Annotated in this window: 13 protein-coding genes; 6 read left to right on the top strand and 7 right to left on the bottom strand. The window is 61.8% G+C overall.

What is annotated here, in order from left to right:
* Positions 1 to 440: 440 nt before the first annotated feature.
* The 3 genes from OKC44_RS13420 to mscM all read right to left on the bottom strand — a co-directional run bounded on the left by OKC44_RS13420 (position 441) and on the right by mscM (position 6,464).
* A complete protein-coding gene (locus OKC44_RS13420; protein WP_029304221.1) occupies positions 441 to 2,318 on the bottom strand; it encodes a methyl-accepting chemotaxis protein in 1,878 nt (625 codons plus the stop codon).
* A gap of 125 nt (positions 2,319 to 2,443) precedes the next feature.
* A complete protein-coding gene (locus OKC44_RS13415; protein ID WP_029304220.1) occupies positions 2,444 to 3,163 on the bottom strand; it encodes a glycerophosphodiester phosphodiesterase in 720 nt (239 codons plus the stop codon).
* A gap of 22 nt (positions 3,164 to 3,185) precedes the next feature.
* Positions 3,186 to 6,464: a miniconductance mechanosensitive channel MscM gene (mscM, locus tag OKC44_RS13410; protein WP_270813357.1), complete on the bottom strand. Its 3,279-nt coding sequence runs from the start codon at positions 6,462 to 6,464 to the stop codon at positions 3,186 to 3,188.
* 155 nt (positions 6,465 to 6,619) lie between these two features.
* Between mscM and OKC44_RS13405 the strand changes: the two genes are divergently transcribed.
* Complete coding sequence (locus OKC44_RS13405; protein ID WP_270813354.1) at positions 6,620 to 7,954, top strand: MATE family efflux transporter; 1,335 nt, start codon at positions 6,620 to 6,622, stop codon at positions 7,952 to 7,954.
* A 77-nt stretch (positions 7,955 to 8,031) separates the two neighbouring features.
* Here OKC44_RS13405 and OKC44_RS13400 read toward each other — a convergent pair whose 3' ends face one another.
* Both OKC44_RS13400 and OKC44_RS13395 read right to left on the bottom strand, forming a co-directional pair.
* Positions 8,032 to 8,856, bottom strand: coding sequence for a M23 family metallopeptidase (locus OKC44_RS13400; RefSeq protein WP_270813352.1), 825 nt, complete (start codon positions 8,854 to 8,856; stop codon positions 8,032 to 8,034).
* Positions 8,857 to 8,899: 43 nt separating this feature from the next.
* Positions 8,900 to 9,754, bottom strand: a complete 855-nt coding sequence (locus OKC44_RS13395) for a hypothetical protein (protein WP_270813350.1) — start codon at positions 9,752 to 9,754, stop codon at positions 8,900 to 8,902.
* Between the two features lie 176 nt (positions 9,755 to 9,930).
* Between OKC44_RS13395 and OKC44_RS13390 the strand changes: the two genes are divergently transcribed.
* On the top strand, positions 9,931 to 10,707 hold the full coding sequence (locus OKC44_RS13390) for a BPSS1780 family membrane protein (protein ID WP_270813347.1): 777 nt from the start codon (positions 9,931 to 9,933) through the stop codon (positions 10,705 to 10,707).
* Positions 10,708 to 10,789: 82 nt separating this feature from the next.
* On the opposite strand, the gene OKC44_RS13385 is transcribed toward OKC44_RS13390, so the two are convergent.
* Positions 10,790 to 11,689: a LysR family transcriptional regulator gene (locus tag OKC44_RS13385; RefSeq protein WP_270813344.1), complete on the bottom strand. Its 900-nt coding sequence runs from the start codon at positions 11,687 to 11,689 to the stop codon at positions 10,790 to 10,792.
* Positions 11,690 to 11,815: 126 nt separating this feature from the next.
* Between OKC44_RS13385 and OKC44_RS13380 the strand changes: the two genes are divergently transcribed.
* The 4 genes from OKC44_RS13380 to oxyR all read left to right on the top strand — a co-directional run bounded on the left by OKC44_RS13380 (position 11,816) and on the right by oxyR (position 16,308).
* Positions 11,816 to 12,676 (top strand): Vmh family MBL fold metallo-hydrolase, encoded by an 861-nt coding sequence (locus OKC44_RS13380; protein WP_016351638.1) that lies wholly within the window; start codon positions 11,816 to 11,818, stop codon positions 12,674 to 12,676.
* Between the two features lie 80 nt (positions 12,677 to 12,756).
* The gene (locus OKC44_RS13375; RefSeq protein WP_270813342.1) at positions 12,757 to 13,392 is read left to right on the top strand and encodes a DsbA family protein; all 636 of its coding nucleotides are present in this window, start codon (positions 12,757 to 12,759) and stop codon (positions 13,390 to 13,392) included.
* Between the two features lie 222 nt (positions 13,393 to 13,614).
* Entirely contained in the window at positions 13,615 to 15,255 is a 1,641-nt protein-coding gene (locus OKC44_RS13370; protein WP_044800552.1) for a methyl-accepting chemotaxis protein, read from the top strand.
* A gap of 156 nt (positions 15,256 to 15,411) precedes the next feature.
* A complete protein-coding gene (gene oxyR / locus OKC44_RS13365) occupies positions 15,412 to 16,308 on the top strand; it encodes a DNA-binding transcriptional regulator OxyR (RefSeq protein WP_270813337.1) in 897 nt (298 codons plus the stop codon).
* A 75-nt stretch (positions 16,309 to 16,383) separates the two neighbouring features.
* Here oxyR and OKC44_RS13360 read toward each other — a convergent pair whose 3' ends face one another.
* On the bottom strand, positions 16,384 to 18,873 hold the full coding sequence (locus tag OKC44_RS13360) for a penicillin-binding protein 1A (RefSeq protein ID WP_077095994.1): 2,490 nt from the start codon (positions 18,871 to 18,873) through the stop codon (positions 16,384 to 16,386).
* Positions 18,874 to 19,048: the final 175 nt, after the last annotated feature.

Below are 19,048 nucleotides of genomic sequence, written 5' to 3'. Positions count from 1 at the left end.
TGGTTTGTTTTAGTGCTTGGCAATGGTGACTTTTATCAAAATCACCCCATTCCTTGGATGAAAACGCCGTAATTATCGCCATCCTTCAGTTATCGGTATCAGCCGCTGTCATTGCTATGGTTATTTTAAGCTCAGGATTATACGTAGTTTTCTTTCAAAAAAATGAGAAACACCTCTCTTTTTAGGTATTACCCATAAAGTTTTTAAGTTTTTTATCAAAAATATTTAATAAGAATTATTCACGGATAGAACAATACTGTGCTTGAGTTCAAAAAACTAATCCGAATGTCGACCTTGATGCGTTGCTTTATGACGAGATACCGTTTCGTATGGGGATTTCCATCCTCATAGTCCCGATGGTTGATGTGGTAATAACTATTGAAACAAAAGCATTTTTTCATAAAAAAAGGGGCCTGTGTGGCCCCTTTGATTTCGGTTGATCAGATCCGGAACATGCCGACCTGATTGCTCAGTTCACCTGAAATATTTTTAAGTTGTTCAGACAGATGGCGCGAACTGTCGGCATCGACCGCCAGCTCGTCCGAGACATCCTTGACCGCCTGGATGTTGCGGCTGACCTCGTCGGTCACCGCCCGCTGCTCCTCGGCGGCGCTGGAGATCTGGGTGGCCATGTCGGAGATCTGGTTGATGGAGGCGGTGATCTGCTCCAGTGCCTGGGTGGCATCGTTGGCATCTTCCACGCTGTTCTGGGCCAGCAACTGACCCTCGTGCATGGTGCTGACGGCGCCCTGGGTGTTGCGCTGCAGGGTTTCGATCATGCTGCGGATCTCGACGGTGGAGCTGTGGGTACGCTGGGACAGCACGCGCACCTCATCGGCCACCACCGCAAAGCCGCGACCTTGTTCACCAGCCCGGGCCGCTTCGATGGCGGCGTTCAGCGCCAGCAGGTTGGTCTGTTCGGCGATGCCCTGAATGGTGGAGAGGATGGTGTTGATCTCCTGGGCGTTCTTTTCCAGTTCCTGAATGATCCCGGAGGCCTGCTTGACCTGAGTGGCCAGATCCGTGATGGAGCGCTGGTTGCGGGCGATCACCTGCTTGCCGTGCTCGCAACTGCTGGAAGAGCTGCGGGCCGCATCGGCGGTCTGCTCGGCGTTGCTGGCCACTTCCACCGCAGTGGCGGACATCTCGTGCACAGCGGTAGCGATCTGGGAGATCTCGTTTTGCTGGCGAGCCAGACCCTGGCTCGATTTTTCCGCCATGTTGTGGGACGACTTGGCTTGCTGGTTCAGCTGTCCGGAGGAGTTGGAGATGTCCTGCACCATCACGTGGATCCGGTCGATGAAGGTGTTGACGTGCTTGGCAACGATACCCACTTCGTCTTCACGCTCGATCTTGACGCGGCGGGTCAGGTCGCCGTTGCCGCGGGAGAGATCGGCAATCGCTTCGCCCAGGGTTTTCAGCGGGGCCAGCGAGCCGTTGATGGCGACATAGGAGAAGCCGGCGACGATGAGGATGGTGAGCAGGCCTTGCAGCAGGGCGGAGGTCACCATGCGGGAGACGGACTGATAGGCGACCGCTTCATCCACCACTATGCCGAAATACCAGTTGGTGTTGGGGATCTCGGTCAGGTCGAACACGCTGGGTTTACCGCTGATCTCCATCTCGGAGATGGTGTTGTCATGGGCCAGCTCGTTGACCTTGGCGGCGGTCAGCTCGGGGGAGATGGCGGTCGCCTGTTTGAGGGCGAGCTCCTTGTCCGGGTGGGCAATGATGGTGCCGTTGCTGTCCACCAGGATGGCGTAGGTCCCTTCCGAGTTGATGGCCAGCACATCGCGTACCAGCGCATCGATGGAAACGTCACCGGCGATGACCCCCTGGGTATTGCCCCGGGTGAAGGGCTCGGCGATGGTGATGATCAGCTGGCCGGTGGTGATGTCGGCGTAAGGCTCCGTGATGACCAGCTTGCCGGCGGCCATGGCGTCCTTGTACCAGGGGCGTTGACGAGGGTCATAGCCGGCCGGCAGATCGGTCGGCTTGCTCTGGATCATCTTGCCATCCTTGGTGCCGACGTAGACCAGGTCAAAGTTGCCGGCATTCATGGATTGGGCCAGATGGCTGATGGGTTCGTCCTCCTTGGCGAAGGCCTCCTTGGTGGAGGTGACCATGCTGATGCGGGCGTCCAGCCAGCGGGAGATGCCTTTCACGTTCGAGACCGAGCTGTCGTCGATGAAGCTCCAGATCAGGCGCTGGGTTTCACTTCTCAGCTGGGTGGTGTTGTACCAGACCTGCAGGCCGGTGATGACCAGGATAATGACCCCGATGGCGAGGACAAGCTTGTTCTTGATGGATAAGTTCATGTTTACATCCTTGTGAGCGTCAGTCTGCGATGTGTGGTTTTATTGTTATGGGCCAACACTGTATCGGCCAAAGTAGAACTTTTTGTATCCCGGTGCGCCTTTAAATTTATAGCTTAAATCAGCGGTTATCGAACTCCCCCTGGCACAATGAGTCCGTTTTTGGCCGGCGGCAGGAAGCGGTCCGGCCGGTTGGTAAAGATGCCATCGACGCCGATGGCGGCCAGCATCGCCTGATCGGCAGCTTCATCGACCGTATAGACCAGTACCTTGAGCCCGTGGTCGTGGGCATCCTGCACCAGCGACTGATCGACAAAATCCACGTCGCAGTTGAGCGACCAGGCCCCCAGCTCGGCTGCAAACTTGGCGAGGGTGAGAGGAATGGTGGAAGTCAGTGCCCCCAACCGGATGTCGGGGCGCAGGGTGGCAAAGCGGGCGAGCTCCGGGTGGTGGAAGGAGGAGACGACCCACTGCGTGGGCGCGAAGCCAAGCTCGGCCTCGGCACGCCGGGTCAGTCGGGCCACCTCGTCGGCTGTTTGTGCTCCTTTCAGCTCGATATGCAGCTCGACCTGGCCAGCAATCGCCTCCATCACCTGCCACAGGGTCGGGATCCCTTCTCCCTCACCGGCATCCAGGCTCGCCAGATAGGCGCGCGACTGGGCCGTCAACACGCCGCTACCATCGGTGCAGCGCTCCAGCCGCCGGTCGTGGAACACCCAGAGCTCGCCGTCGGCCAGCTGCACATCGATCTCGATGGCCCCGGCGCCGAGCGCCAGTGCCAGCCGGATGGCCTTGAGGGTGTTTTCCGGCGCCAGTCCGCTGGCACCGCGATGGGCAATGATCTGCATGATGTACTCCTGTGGTGCCTGCTCAGGCCCGGCTCAGACGAATGTCGATCTGCTGGTGCGGCAGCCCCAGCCCCTGTTGCTGCAATTTCTCCAGTACCAGCGAGTGGACCTCGTGGGTGATGGGCATGCGGTGATCCATGCTGTTGACGTAGAGCCGGATCTCGTAGATCAGCGCCGAGTCGGTGAATTCGATCAGGAACACCTCGGGGGAGGGGGTCTCCAGCACCAGGGTGGAGGCCCGGATCGACTCTTCCAGAATGGTCTGTATCTTTCTGGGCTCCTGGGTCAGGCCGATGCGGATGCGCAGCCGCACCCGGGTGATGGCGTCTGACAGCGACCAGTTGATGAACTGCTCGGTGATGAAGGCCTTGTTGGGGACGATGATCTCCTTCCTGTCCCAGTCCACTATGGTGGTGGCGCGGGTCTTGATCTTGGTGACGGTGCCGGTCAGCTCGCGAATGGTGACGGTGTCGCCGAGCCGGATCGGTTTCTCGAACAGGATGATGAGGCCCGACACGAAGTTGGCGAAGATCTCCTGCAGTCCGAAACCCAGGCCCAGGGAGAGGGCCGCCACCATCCACTGCGCCTTGGACCAGTCGATGCCGAGGATGGAGAAGCCGGTCAACGCCCCCACCACCAGCACTATGTACTTGGTCACCGTGGTGATGGCAAAACCGGTGCCGGGGGAGAGGCTCAGGTGCTGGAGCAGGGTCAGCTCCATCAGGCCCGGCAGGTTGCGGGCGGTGACCACGGTCAGGATGAAGGTGAACACCGTCAGCATCAGATCCTGCAAGGTGATGGCGGAGAGCTGTTCGATGCCGCCAATCTTGCTGCTCACCTGCCACACCTCGATGCTGCGCAGGAAGCTGAACGCCGAGTTGAGTTCGGACCACTGCACCACCACCAGCATGGTGAAGCCCAGCATCAGCAGGGTGCGCACCAGCCCGAGCGACTGGGCGCTGATGGTATCCAGATCCAGCTCTGTGTCTTCCACCACGTCCGGGATCTCGGAGCTGAGCTCGTCATGCCCCTCTTCCCGGCCGCGCTGGGCCAGGATCTCGGCCCGCTTGCTCTTGGCCCGCTCGAAGGCGAGGCGGCGGCGCTGGATCAGCATCCAGCGGTGCGCCAGATAATAGACGAGCAGGCAGCCCAGCCCCATCAGCAGGCTCAGCTCCAGCTGGCGCAGCAGGATGCGGGAGGTATAGAAGTAGCCGAGCAGGGAGCCGATCACCGCCAGCAAGGGGGCCAGCATCAGGCTGTTCCAGATGAAGTGGTGCAGCAGGTGCGGCTTGGTCATGTCGGCCTGGCCCCAGGTGAGCGGCAGCCGCTCCCGGTTGAGGCGGGCGAAAAACAGCAGCAGCCAGAGGGCGCCGACGATGAAGGCCAGTCGGCCGAGGGAGTCGTAGAAGGCGTGCTCCTGATAGCTGTTGGCCATGCCCTGCACGAAGAAGCTCGGGATGATCACCAGCAAGAGGGTGCGAAACTGGCTCCACACCTTCTGCACCCGCTCCTTCTGCCAGCGGAAATGGAGGATCAGGATCCCCTTCTCCAGCGTCAGGTGACGGGCCATCAAGAGCGCCAGCAGCAGGAACCAGATCTCGCCGAGGCCGCGGGCCACCGCCACCGCGAACGGATATTGCCAGGCGCCGTCGAGCAGGCCGCGCACCATCAGCACCATGGCGGGCAGCGGCAGGGAGGCGAGCAGGGAGCGCATCAGCAGCCGGCTGGTGAGGCTGAACTTGTCCTGGGTCACTTTGCCGATGCGGGGCGCTATGTGCTGGCTGTAGTGGGTCAGGTGGCGGGCCAGTTTGAACCAGCACCAGGCCAGCACCAGGATGCCGATGCCGGCGAAGGTGAGGGTGATGGGGTTGTTCTCGGCGATGGCCTGGGGCAGTTGCAGCCAGTTGACCGGGTTGAGGGCGAGGCCGAGGGCTGCCGGCACCCCGAGCAGCACGGCCGGGGTGAGCGGGCGCACGTCCGGCATCCAGAACAGGTGGCTGGCGCTGAGCTCGCGGATCTCGTCGATCTTGCTGTTCTGGCGGCTGTAGAGCAGCTTGAGCCGGGTCTGCTCCTGAATGAGGCTGTCGGAGGCGTCGTTGAGCCGGGTCAGCAGCTGGCGACGGGCCTTGAGCAGATTGTCGAGCACCGCCTGCTGGGCGCGATCGAGGGCCACTTCGTCAGTGGCCAGCAGCTGATCGCGCATCTGGCGCGGGTCCTTGAGTGCGTCCTGCTCGGTCTCGTACTGGTACTTGGCCATGCGGGCGTTGACGATGGCCGACTCCAGCTTGTCGAGCGGGAAGTAGGCGGGCAGATCCGAGAGTTTGCTGCGCAGGTTCTCGCCGTAGGCGTTGCTGATCTGCAGCCACTCCAGTTGCTCGCGTACCGAGTTGACCAGGTCGTTCAGGCTCGACAGGTTCTTGTCGATCACCCGTTGCTCATCCTGCACCCGCTCTATCTGATCCTCCAGCGCGCCGAGCTGGATGGAGAGCGCCTGGTTCTGCTGTTGCTGCTCCAGTAGCAGCGGCATGTCGGAGGTAAGCTGTTTGCGCAGGCGCTCGCTCTCTGCCAGCGCCTGCTCGGTCTTGTCGCGGCGCAGCTGGTTCTGCTGGTTGAGCAGGCTGGTCTGCCACTCATCCTCGTCGGTGATGGCGAGGTTGAGCTCCTGTAGCCTGAGTTTGCCGAGATCGTTGCGCTGCTGGGCGGAGAGCTGCTCCAGCTCCAGCATCTGGATCCGGTCGGAGAGGCTCTGCTCCTTGAGGCGGGTGACCAGCTGCTGGGCATCCTGCAGGCGATCCGATTCGTTGCTGAAGCTGAGCCGGTCGAGCAGGGCGCGGGTCTGCTGCAACTGTTTGCGCAACTCGTCGACCCGCAGGTGATACTCCTGGCCGGTGCTCTCCAGCTGGTTGAGGCTGTCCATCACCCCCTGGCGCTCCTTGCGCAGGTTGAGCTGGCGGTTGCTGCTCAGGCCGATGGCCTGGCGCAGCGCCTCCTCCTTCAGGGAGGAGAGGGCCGGGCGAGGCTGGGGCTGGTAGTTGTGCAGGCTCTCCTTGAGGCGGGCCGACTCCTTGGGATAGTCGATGAGGATCTGCTGATAGGCCTTGCCCTGCTCGCGATAACGCTGGGCCTCCCGGGCAAACTGCAGCGCCTGCTGGTAACTTTCCCGCAACTTCTGGTTTTCCGGGGTGTCGGTCTTGGGCACGCTCTGCAGCAGTTCTTCCACCTGGGTGATGGCGTCATCGGCCTGGGCAAGGGGAGTGAGGAGAGTGAGAGAGAGCAGCAGGCAGAGCAGGCGTTGCAACATGGCGCACGTTTCCGTTCAGGTGAGGTCGCCCTAGCCTAAAGCAGGGGCCGGGGCGGGTAAAGTTTTCCATATTAATGATTTGTAACATAAATAACGGGCGTTCCCGGCCCGCTTTGGCTATCATTCTGGCCGTTTTTCCCTCCGTTGAGCATTTTATGTCCGCAGTCGATCTGGGCACGGCCCCTCTTTCCCGCCTGTTCTGGCGCTACGTCACCCCGACCGTGGCCGCCATGCTGGTCACCGGCATCTATGTCACCATAGACGGCATCTTCGTCGGCCATATTCTGGGTCAGGACGGGCTGGCCGGCATGATGCTGGCGTACCCCATCTGCGCCGTGCTCTATGCGGTGGGGGCGCTGATCGGCATGGGCTCCTCGGCGCTCGCCTCGTTTTATCTGGGCAAGGGGGAGCAGGCGAGGGCCCGCCACATCGTCGGCAACGCGCTGGTGATGGTGCTCATCGCCTCTGGGCTGCTCGCCTTCATCGGCATCCGTTACGGCGAGGCCATGCTGATCTGGATGGGGGCGGAGGGGGTCATCTTTGACGCCGGCTTCGCCTATCTGCAGTGGTATGCCTGGCTCGGGGTCTTTGCGGTGCTCTCCATGGCGTTTACCGCCCTGCTGCGCAACGACGGACGACCCGGCCTCACCACCTGGATCCTGGTAGGGGGCGGCGTGCTCAACGTGTTGCTCGATTACCTGCTGATGGCGGTGATCCCCTGGGGGCTGGCGGGTGCCGCCATTGCGACCATGCTCTCCCAGGCGGTGACCGGCGGCCTCTGTCTGTGGCACTTCTTCACCCCGCGCAGCCAGCTGCGCATTGGCTGGGACACCCTGCGACCCGACTGGCGGTTGATGGGGGAGACGCTGCGACTCGGGGTGTCGAGTTTTTTGATGTACCTCTATCTGTCGGTGGTATTGGCGCTGCACAACAAGGCGCTGCTGGCGGTGGGCACCTCGCTGCACGTGGCGGCCTACGGCGTCATCAGCTATAGCGAGGCCTTCTTCTATCTCATCTTCGAGGGGATCGCCATGGGCATCCAGCCCATCGCCAGCTTCAACGCCGGAGCGGGCAACTGGGCACGGGTGCTGCGGGTGCGCAACCTGGCGCTGGGGGTGACCCTGCTGGTGGCCCTGTGCGGCATGCTGCCGCTCTATCTGTGGCCGGAGGGGGTGGTCTACCTGTTTGCCGGGGACAACGCGGCCCTCTTGCCGGTGGCCAGCCTAGGCATCTGGCTCTACTTCTGGGGCTTGCCGATGGAAGGGCTGCTGCTGGTGGGGGCCACCTACTTCCAGGCGATCAACCGGGCCCGCATCGCCTCCCTGCTCACCGGCGGCAAGCTGGTGCTGATCGGTGGTTTCCTGTGGGGTTTCTCCTCCTTGTGGGGGGTATCCGGCGTCTGGCTGGCGCTGCCCACCTGCAGCACCCTGCTGGTGCTGGTGATGTGGCGAGCCATGGGCAAGGAGGTGCGCCAGCACGCCGCCGCCTGACATGTCGTAATTCGGCCATCAAAAAGGCAGCCTCGGCTGCCTTTTTCATTTTGAGCGCCCCTGACAGGTCACCGACCTCAGGGCTTGAAGGCGCCGATGAAGATGGCGGGGTCGACCCGGGCGTCGTTGAGACTGACATTCCAGTGCATGTGGGGACCGGTGGCACGGCCGGTGGCGCCGACCCGGCCGACGATGCCGCCGCGGGGCAGGCTCTGGCCCAGCTTCACGTCGACCTTCGACATGTGGCAGAACATGCTGATGAGCCCCTGACCGTGATCGACGAACACCGTATTGCCGTTGAAGAAGTAGTTGCCGATCAGGATCACCTTGCCCGCCGCCGGCGACTTGATGGGGGTGCCGGCACCGACCGCGAAGTCGAGGCCGGAGTGGGGGTTGCGCTCCTCGCCGTTGAAGAAGCGGCGCAGCCCGAACGGGCTGGAGAGCGGTCCTTCCACCGGTTTGTCGAACAGCAGGTTGCTCGGCAGGGTCGGGCTAAAGGTCTGGTAGGCGCGGGTCTGTTCCGCCAGTTCGCGGTTGATGCGGGTCAGGTCTTCGGCCAGCGGGTTGACCTGACGGCTGTTCTTGAGCTTGATGTGCTGCTCCCGGTAGTGCTTGGTGCCGACCGTGAAGCCGAGGGTGCGGCCATCGCTCACCTGCAGCTGATGGGGGCCGGGTTGGCTCTTGAGGGGGATGCCGACGATGGCAATCCAGCGTTTGCCCTCTTCACGCACCACCAGCACTGGCTTGCCCTGATAGCGGGCGGTCGGGGCCTGCGCCTCGCTGCCCAGCGCCACCACGGCGACGCCCCCCGGCACCGGGTGGTTGAGCAGGCGACTGATGAAGCCCTCGGCGAGGGCGGACTGGCTGGCCAGCAGCAACAATAGACAACAAACGACTCTCATGATGATTCCAGGCTGGGTTGACTAAAACGAAACGGTAACGAAATCAGGACGCTGGCTGGAAGCGCTGGTAGATGGCCTCCATCTGGACCGACACCTCCTGGCGCACCAGGTCCAGCTCCAGCATGTCTTGTACCACCTTGAGCTGATCCGGATTGAGGAAGCTGCGACTGCTCTCCAGCACCCGCTGGGTATAGGCGCGCTGGTTCTCCAGATAGGTGCCGGCATCGCCGCTCTCCTGCTGGGCCAACTGCTGGTTCGCCTCGCTCAGTAGACGCGTCAGAGATTGGCGCTGGGCCGGTGCCAGCAGCTCGCCGTGCTCCGCCAGGCGACCCTGGATCTCCAGCAGGCGGTTGGTATCGCCCGAGTAGATCTCCTGTTCGAGTCGGGTGCGGGTATCCTCCCCCAGCAGGTTGCTGAGGTTGCCCCAGATGCGCTGGCTCTCCTGCTCATAGGCATCGGGATGGTCGAAACCGAGGCGATAGAGCTCGCGCAGTTGCTCCTGGACCTGGCCGCGCACGTCTTCCACTATGTCGAGCCGGTCGAAGACGGTGGTGAGCTGGCTGCCCTGTTCGGCGTCATAGAGCCGCTCGATCAGCACGGATCCTTCGCTCGACTGGCTCCACTGGCTGATGGCGGCCTCCAGCTCGGGATTGGGAGGCAGCACCTCCTGGGCGGGGGCGGGCTCGCTCTGGCTGCCCTTGCCGGGCAGCTTGGCCAGCAGGCTCTGCCCGGTGCTCTGGCCGCTGTTCTGGCTGGTGGCCGAATCGCATTGCGACGGGCTGTTGGTGGGGCTGGCGCTGTCGGATCCCGGCTGAGGTTCGACAGGGGCGGCCTGCCACTGCCAGAGGTTGAGCAACAGGGAGGCCAGCAGAATTGGCGCCAGGTGAGATGTACGCATCTTGGATTCTCTTGAATAAGTGAATGCCCCTTGCAAAGGGGTCTTTTATGATAACCGTAACGTCTGATACAAGCAGCCATGACGTGCAAAACCGGCCTCGGCGGTGACCCGCCATTGAGTCGGTCGGCCCATGGCTCTAGAATCGGCAACCAGCCGTTTTGAACCGAGGAAATGTTATGAATGGATTGTCCCCCCTGCGCGCAGAACCTGCTCGTCACCCCATCGGGCGTGGCTGGGTCTGGGTGCGATCCGGTTTCGATGTCTTCAACAAGGGGATGGGGGTCAGTGTCGCCATGGTCCTCATCTGGTTTTCGGTCGGCCTGCTGCTGGAGCGTCTGCCGGCGGGCAGCCTCATCTCCCAGCTGCTCTACATGGTCTGGGGCGCCGGCTGGGTGGCGGTGGCCCGTCACGGTTATGAAGGCAACCTGCTGCGCTTTGCCGATTTCTTCTCCGGTTTTCGCCACAAGCTGACCCCGCTGATGCTGGGGGGCCTGCTGGTGCTGGCCCTGTTCAGCCTGATCGGCCTCATCTGCCTGGGGCTGCTCTCCATGTGGGGACTCACTTCCCTGCTGACCCAGGATCCCGAATCTCTGGTGGTGACGGCGGCCCAGGCCCAGGGGCTGCTGCTCTGTCTGCTGCTGGGGCTGGCACTGCTGATCCCGGTGCTGATGGCCATCACCTTCGCTCCTGCCCTTATCTATTTCCACGATGTGGGGATCCTGCAGGCCGCCAAACTGAGTTTCAAAGGCTGCCTGACCAACATGTGGCCCTTCCTCTGGTGGGGACTGATCGCCGCCATCCTGATGCTGTTCGGCGCGGCGCTGATGCTGGTGGGTCTGCTGGTGGTGATCCCGGCGCTCAACTACTCCATCTATGTGGCCTATCGGGATATCTATCTGGACGTGACGCAGGAGACGCCTGTCGAAGCTCCGCTGACCGGCTTCGAAGCCTGACGCCAACGGACTGCTGTGACATATGCGCGAAAGGGGCCTGCTGGCCCCTTTCGCATGTTTGCGTGGTCTCTTGTTCCCGCCACTACTCTCGCCACATGGGGTCGACGGCCATGCGTTCCACCAGAAAGTCGAGGAAGCTGCGCAACAGCGGTGACATCTGCTTGCGGGTGCCGTAGACGGCGTAGACGCCGAGTCGCTTGGGCTGCCACTGCGCCAGCAGCGGCACCAGGGTGCCGGTATCGAGGTGAGGCTGGACCGAGTAGCGGGGCTGCAGGCTGATGCCGGCGCCCTCCAGAGTTGCCTCCAGCAGCAGGTTGGAGATGTTGGCGCTGAGGTTGCCGCTCACCGGCACTGATTCGGGTCCGTCCGGTCCCTGGAACTCCCACAGGCTCTTGCCGAAATAGGTGTAGGTGAGGCAATTGTGCAGGGCGAGATCCTGCACCTTCTGCGGGGTCGGGTGTCTGGCCAGATAGGCCGGGCTGGCGCAGACCACGGAGTGACAGGTGCCGAGCCGGCGGGCCACCAGGTTGGGGTCGAGGTCATTGGTGATGCGCACGGCGAGATCGATCCGCTCCTCCACCAGATTGACGGTGCGGTCCAGCAGCAGGATGTCGATGGCGGTGCCCGCATAGCACGCCAGGTAGTCGTTGGCTGCGCCCACCAGCAGGGCTTCCGAGAGTGAATAGCTGCTGGTGATGCGCAGTTGCCCCTTGGGGGCCTCGTCGCCGCGCACGGCGATCTGCTCCATCTCTTCCCCCAGTGCCAGCATGGCCCGGGCCCGGTTCAGCGCCTCTTCCCCAGGGCCGGTCAGACTGAGCCGGCGAGTGGTGCGGTGCAGCAGCCGTGCCCCCATCCACTGTTCCAGCTCCGCCAGGTAGCGCGTCACCATGGCGCGCGACATCTCCAGTTTCTCCCCGGCGCCGCTCAGGCTGCCCTGTTCGACTACGCTGACAAAGACCCGCAATGCGGTCAGTCGATCCATTTCAGGCTCTCTATATGCTCGATTAATGCAACAGTGATGCGCTTATTATGCTGTATTTGTACCGTAATTGATCCAATAAACTGTGTCCATCTGATGAACCCCTGATGACTTGATGAGGAATACCCGATGAACAACACCCTGATCCGCAACCTGACCCTGGCCACCACCCTGCTGAGCGGTGCCGCCATGGCCGCCCCGCTCACCGTGACCGTCTACAACCCGGGCGAGAAGGCAATCTTCCCGGTCTCCTCCTCCCTGGTGACCGGCGACAAAGAAGCGATCCTGATCGATGCCCAGTTCGACGTACAAAACGGCCAGGCGCTGGTCGACATGATCAAGAAGAGCGGCAAGAAGCTGACCACCGTCTATATCAGTGCCGGTGACCCCGACTTCTACTTCGGTCTGGAGCCCATCAAGGCAGCCTTCCCGGACGTCAAGGTACTGGCAGACCAGCATGTGGTCGACCATATCAACCAGACCAAGGACGCCAAGCTGAGCTACTGGAGCCCCATCCTCGGCAAGGGGGCACCGAAGAGCCTGACCGTGCCGCAAGTGATGACGGCCAGCCATCTGACCCTGGATGGCGAGAAGATCGAGATCAAAGAGATGAACACCCCGAATGCCTACCTGTGGGCACCGTCCATCAAGACGGCGTTTGGTGGCGTACCGGTCTACAGCGGCGTGCACGTGTGGATGGCTGATAGCCAGACCAAGGCTGCTCGCAGCAACTGGGTCAAGGCGCTGAACAATCTGCTGGCTCTGAAGCCCGAACGCGTAGTGCCGGGTCACTTCCTGGGGACTGCTCCCAAAGGCAGCGCCGCCGTGACCTTCACCCGTGACTACGTAGAGCGCTTTGAGCAGGAGCTGGCCAAAGCCAAGAACTCCGGCCAGCTGATTGAAGCACTGAAGAAGGCTTACCCGTCCCTGCCGGTCGACGATGGTCTGGCCATCGGTGCCAAGGTCAACACCGGCGAGATGAAGTGGTAAACCCCTGACGCCTACTTCCCTGTGTTTTTTTACCGGGCCCAAGGGCCCGGTTTTTTTAGCCGAATGAACGAGTGAATCACATGAACGAAACGACTCTGCATTATGTATACGACCCCCTCTGTGGCTGGTGCTACGGCGCCGCTCCGCTGTTGGAGGCTGCGGCTGCCATCCCGGAACTGCGCATCGAGCTGCACGCCGGTGGTCTCTGGCTTGGCGGGCGCAGGCAGGCGATGGGCCAGGCCCTGCGCGATTACGTCCGTCCCCATGATGAGCGGATCCAGGCGCTGACCGGCCAGCCTTTCGGCGAGCGCTATTTCAACGAGCTGCTGCTGCGCGATGGTCTGCTGCTCGATTCGGAGCAGCCCATCCGCGCCATCCTGGCGGTGACGGCCCTGGGTGGCAACGGTCTGAGCCTGCTACACCGCATCCAGCAATCCCACTATCGCGATGGCATCTGGACTGGTTCGCTCGAGCATCTGACCAGCCTGGCGGCGGAGCAGAACATTGGCGCGGATGATTTTGTGAAGGCCTATCAGCAGGCCGACCTGGCGAGTCATCTGGCCGACAGTCAGCGCTGGATGCGCCGTCTCGGCGGGCAGGGCTACCCGACCCTGGGATTGGTGCAAGGCGACGAAGTCACCCCCTTGTCCGCCTCCTCCTTCCTGGGTGAGCCAGAGGCGTTTGCTCGCCAGATCCAGCTCATGATGAGTCGTTGAGCGAACAGCAGGTCGTATCCGGAGGCGGATGTGCAGCGCCCGAGGTGCTCGTTGCAGATTTTTCCTACCTGTCCGGCACTCATGCTATCCCCTGGCGGGACGATATATTCAGTAGCGGACAGTTTGAAAATCATCCGCTTGCGATCATCGCGCTATGCTCTATGGGGATAGCCCGGGCGTTTGAGGCCACGGGCTTGCGTCTAGCCGCCAAGGATACCAATCATGTTCAAAAATATGTCTATAGGTCAGAAGTTGAGCGCCGGTTTTGCCGTATTGGCCCTGCTAGTGGTGGGGCTGGCGTGGTTCTCCATCACTCAGCTGTCCCATCTTTATGCCGATACCGCCACCATCTCGGGCAACCTGTTGCCATCGACCCGTTATGCCAGCCAGATGCACGTGGCCATTCTCGATGCCCGTCGCTCCGAACTGGCGCAGGTGATTGGTGGCCTCAACAAGGATACTCAGGAGGTGAGCGAACGTACCGTCACCTTCAACAAGGCCAAGCAGGAGTTTGACGCGGCGGCGCAGAAGTATGGCTCGTTGCCCTTCAGCACCGATGAGGAGAAGCAGACTTACGAGGCGTTGTTGGCCGCTGGTGCCAAGTACTTCTCGGTACACGAGCAGCTGATTGCGGCTTTTGCCAGCGGCGATCTGGAAAAAGTGAAGAGCCTGCGCAAGAACGAGACTCGCGCCGCCCTGGAAGAGGCGGGGGCCAAATCCTACCGTCTACGCGAGATCAACAACGAGCTGGCTGACAGCATGGTGAAGTCGGTGGCCGACCTCTACAGCAGCTCGCGTACCATGAGCATCATCGTCAGCCTCATCACCGTCTTGTTCGTGGTGGTGGTGGCCTGGCTGCTGACTGGCCAGATCCGCAATCCGGTGATGGCGATGCTGGAACAGACCCGCAAGGTAGCAGCCGGCGATCTGGCAGCCCATCTTGATGCCAGCCAGTTCAACAACGATGAACTGGGGCAACTGGCCAAGGGCTTTGGCGAGATGCAGAAGAACCTGCGTACCCTGGTCAGTGAAGTCTCCGGCTCCGTGGTGCAACTGAGCTCGGCAGCCGAAGAGATCAGCGCGGTGGCGCGCCAGTCCGCCAACAACATGAACAGTCAGCAGCACGAGCTGAATCAGCTGGCCACCGCCATGAACGAGATGCAGGCCACGGTGCAGGAGGTGTCCCGCAACACCAGCGATGCCGCCAGTGCCGCCAGTGCCGCCAGCAGCACCGCCGAACTGGGGGCTCGCACCGTCAACGACTCCATCAAGCGTATTGAGCAGGTCGCCGGCGCCATCGAGAGCACCGCCGTGGTGATCCGTCAGCTTGGCGACGACAGCCGCAACATCGGCATGGTGCTGGAGGTGATCCGCGGGATCGCCGAGCAGACCAACCTGCTGGCGCTCAACGCCGCCATTGAAGCGGCCCGGGCCGGCGAGCAGGGCCGCGGCTTTGCGGTGGTGGCCGACGAGGTGCGTACCCTGGCGAAGCGGACTCAGGATTCCACCTCCCAGATCAACACCATCATCGCTGAACTGCAGCAGCGGGCCGAGCAGGCCGGCACCACCATGCAGCAAAGCCAGGACATGATGAATTCCACCGTGAGCACGGCGCGGGAGGCGGGGGCATCCATCTCCGAGATCAGCGGCTCGGTGGAGAGCATCTCCCACATGAATATCCAGATTGCGACCGCTACCGAAGAGCAGGGGGCGGTGAGTGAAGAGCTCAACCGCAACGTGGTCAATATCAGCCATGCCTCCGAGGAAGTGGCCGCCGGTGCAACCCAGATGGCTCAGGCCTGTAACGACCTCAATCACCTGGCGACCCAGTTGCAGGAGATGGTACGCCGCTTCCGGGTGTAAAGGCGGGTTGGATGCTCGCTGCTGCGGGCCCGGATCCTAGATCCGGGCCCGTCTTGTTTTATCGGTCTGTCGACTCTCCCTCTTGCACCATCCCTTGTTCGCTCCGCCGTTCTTGGGCATGCTAATGGCCCCATTGGTTGGCAGGATTCTGGATGTATGAACCTTCGCGATCTCGAGTATTTGGTGGCGCTGGAAGAGGAGAAGCACTTTCGCAAGGCGGCGGAGCGTTGCTTCGTCAGCCAGCCCACCCTGAGTGGCCAGCTGCGCAAGCTGGAGGATGAACTCGGGGTGATCCTGATCGAGCGTACTTCGCGCAAGGTGCTGTTTACCTCGGCTGGTGATGCCATGGCCCAGCAGGCCCGCAAGGTGCTCAAAGAGGTGCGCGAGCTCAAGAGCATAGGCCAGCATTTTGCCGAGCCCATGTCCGGTGAAATCCACATCGGTTTCATTCCTACCGTCGGCCCCTATCTGCTGCCTCACATCATTCAGGATCTGCGCGAGCATTTTCCCAAGCTGGAGTTCTACCTCTATGAAGAGCAGACCCAGGTGTTGCTCAAACGGCTGGAAGAGGGGGAGCTGGATTGCTTGATCCTGGCCGAGCTGGAGGGTATGGACGGGTTTGGTTCGATCCCGCTCTATCAGGAGCCCATGTGGCTGGCGGTGCCCCAGCAGCACCCGGAGGCCAAGGCCAAGGCGGTGCCGCTCAGCAATCTCAAGGGCAAAAAGTTGCTGATGCTGGCCGATGGCCACTGTCTGCGGGATCAGGCGATGGGATTCTGCTTCGCCGCCGGTATCGGCGAGGATCAGCGCTTCAAGGGCACCAGTTTGGAGACGCTGCGCAACATGGTGGCCGCCGGCAGCGGCATGACGCTGGTACCCAGGCTCGCCGTGCCCGCCAATGCCGAAGAGGGAGGCGTCAGCTATCGACCGGTGATAGATCCAGTGCCTGGGCGCACCATAGCGCTGCTCTATCGCCACTACTCTGTGCGTCGGCCCTGCTTCAACGAGCTGGCCGCTCGTATCTCGCGCTTGATGCAGAGCCTGCTTGGCTAACTGCGCATCGTTACAACGGGGCCACAAAAAAGAAAACCGGCGCATTGCGCCGGTTTTTTTATCTTCTGCGGTGGTTTAGAAGATATCGTCGGTGGAAACGGGACCATCGGTGGGCGAACCCTCACCGCCGTATACCTGATTGCCATCCGAGCTCTGTGTCGCGTAGCGGGTCGGCTCGGTGCCTTCCTTGAAGAACTCTTCCATGCTGCTGCCGTCGGTCCGGTTGGTCAACAGGCCGGTCTCACGATCGATCCGCACCGTGATGATCCCTTCCGGTACCGGCATCTTGCGCTCAGGCACCTGCTTGAGCGCCGTCTTCATGAAGTCGATCCAGATGGGCTGTGCGGCACCGCCGCCAAATTCGGCCCGGCCCAGACCACGCTGGTGGTTGTCAAAACCGATCCAGGAGGTGGCGACCAGATTCGGGGTATAGCCGGAGAACCAGGCATCACGGGATTCGTTGGTGGTCCCGGTCTTGCCGGAGATATCGTGGCGCTTGAGGTCACGCGCCGCCCGCCAGCCGGTACCGCGCCAACCATTGCCACCCCAGATGGCGGTGGTCAGGGTGTCGGTCACCAGGAAGGTACTCTGGGCACTGATGGTCTGCGGTGCCATGTTGCCGGGAACGACCGGATCGATGGGGCACTGGGCTTTCCAGTCCGGCGCCGTATTGGCATAGGCATCCGCACTGTCGAGACCGGCGGCGGCCAGCACGCCACAATCACGGCAGGCGGCTGCCGGGTTGGCCTGATAAAGAGGCGCGCCGAAGCTGTCGGTGACTTCGGTGATGAAGTAGGGGGTGACCTGGAAGCCGCCGTTGGCCATGACCGAGTAGCCGCGCACCACTTCCAGCGGGGTGAACTCGGCGGCACCCAGGGCCAGCGACTCGTTGGGCGAGATGGTATCGCGCGCAAAGCCGAAGCGAGTCAGGCCGTCGATATAGGTATCCAGCCCGATGGCGCGCATCAGGCGCACCGACATCACGTTCTTCGACTTGGCGAGGCCGAGGCGCAGGGAGGTGGGGCCTTCATAGATGGCCGGGGAGTTTTTGGGCTGCCACATGGGGCCCTTGGAGGGATCCCACTGGTTGATCGGCGCATCGTTGATGAGGGAGGCCAGGGTGTAGCCCTGCTCCAGCGCGGTGGCATAGAGGAACGGCTTGATGTTGGAACCTATCTGGCGGCGTGCCTGATCGACCCGGTTGAACTTGGAGAGCTCGAAGCTGAAACCGCCTACCAGCGCCTCGATGGCTCCATCCTGCGGGTTCATGGCCACCAGGGCGGCGTTGACCTCGGGGATCTGGGAGAGCAGCAGCTCTTCACCCTTTTCCCGAACCCAGATCTGGGCGCCCACTTTCAGCATGTCGCGGGCCGAGCGGGGCGCAAAGCCCTGGCGATCGTCGGTGATGAAGGCACGTGCCCACTTGATGCCGTTCCAGCCAAGCTCAGCCTGTTTGCCGTTCTTCAGCACTATGGTCGCACTCTTGTCAGCCAGTTTGGTGACGACGGCGGCCATCAGCGGCTCATAGGTGGGCTGCTTGGCCAGATGGGCCATGATCTTGTCATAATCCCAATCGGCTTCGCCCGCTTTCCACAGCTGGGCGGTCACGCCCTTGTAGCCATGGCGGGTGTCATAGTCGAATACGCCGTCGAGCAAGGCCAGACGGGCGGCGCGCTGGCGCTTGGCGGTGACTGTGGTGTAGACGTGCAGGCCCATGGTGTAGGCATCTTCACCAAACTGCTCCACCATCTTCTGGCGCACCATCTCCCCCAGATAAGGGGCATTCAAGGTGATCTCGGCACCGTGATAGCGGGCCTTGACCGGCATCTTGGATGCTTCATCAAACTGGGCCTGGGTGATCTTGCCGGTTTCCAGCATGCGGCCAAGTACCACGTTGCGACGGGCAAAGGCACGCTCGGGCGAGCGGATCGGGTTCAGCATGGACGGCGCCTTGGGCAGACCGGCGATGATGGCGATCTCGTCCAGCGTCAGGTCCTTGACCTCCTTGCCAAAGTAAACCTGGGCGGCGGCACCGACCCCGAATGCTCGGTAGCCGAGCGGGATCTTGTTGAGATAGAGCTGCAGGATTTCGTCCTTAGAGAGATTCTGCTCGATGCGCCAGGCCAGGAAGACCTCTTTTATCTTGCGCACCAGCGTCTTTTCATTGCTCAGGAAGAAGTTGCGGGCGACCTGCTGGGTGATAGTACTGGCGCCCTGGCGGGCCTGACCGGAGACGGCCCAGACGGTGGCTGCGCGAATGATGCCGATGGGGTCGATCCCTGGGTGCTCATAGAAACGGGCATCTTCGGTCGCCAGTACCGCATCGATCATCGACTGGGGGATTTCATCCAGATGCAGCGGGATGCGACGAATTTCGCCAAATTGGGAGATCAATTCCCCATCCCGGCTGTACACCTTCATCGGGGTGGCCAGCTTGACGTCGCGCAGCGCGGTCACATCCGGCAACTGGGGCTTGATGTAGAAGTAGATACCGATGAGGCTGGCAACACCCAGCACAGCACCCAGCATCATGACAATAAACAGGCGTACGAGCCATTTCAGCATGGAAGAACTACCAATCGTCTTAAAATTAGCCAACGGGCGCAGAGTATAGCCCTTTTGCCTCCGGAAATTCGAGGTTTTCCTGACGGCAGCCCGGCTCCTCGAGAAGAGGCGGGAGGTTAGCATTCTGCGGCTCAATAACCAAGGGGAGGCGAGGGGCCGCCGGAAAGCGAGTTGT

The organism is Aeromonas sp. S41-2 (assembly GCF_027705845.1).
GTDB lineage: Bacteria > Pseudomonadota > Gammaproteobacteria > Enterobacterales > Aeromonadaceae > Aeromonas > Aeromonas hydrophila.
The sequence above is the reverse complement of the archived record's forward strand: the minus strand, read 5'-3'. Positions and strand labels throughout refer to the sequence as shown.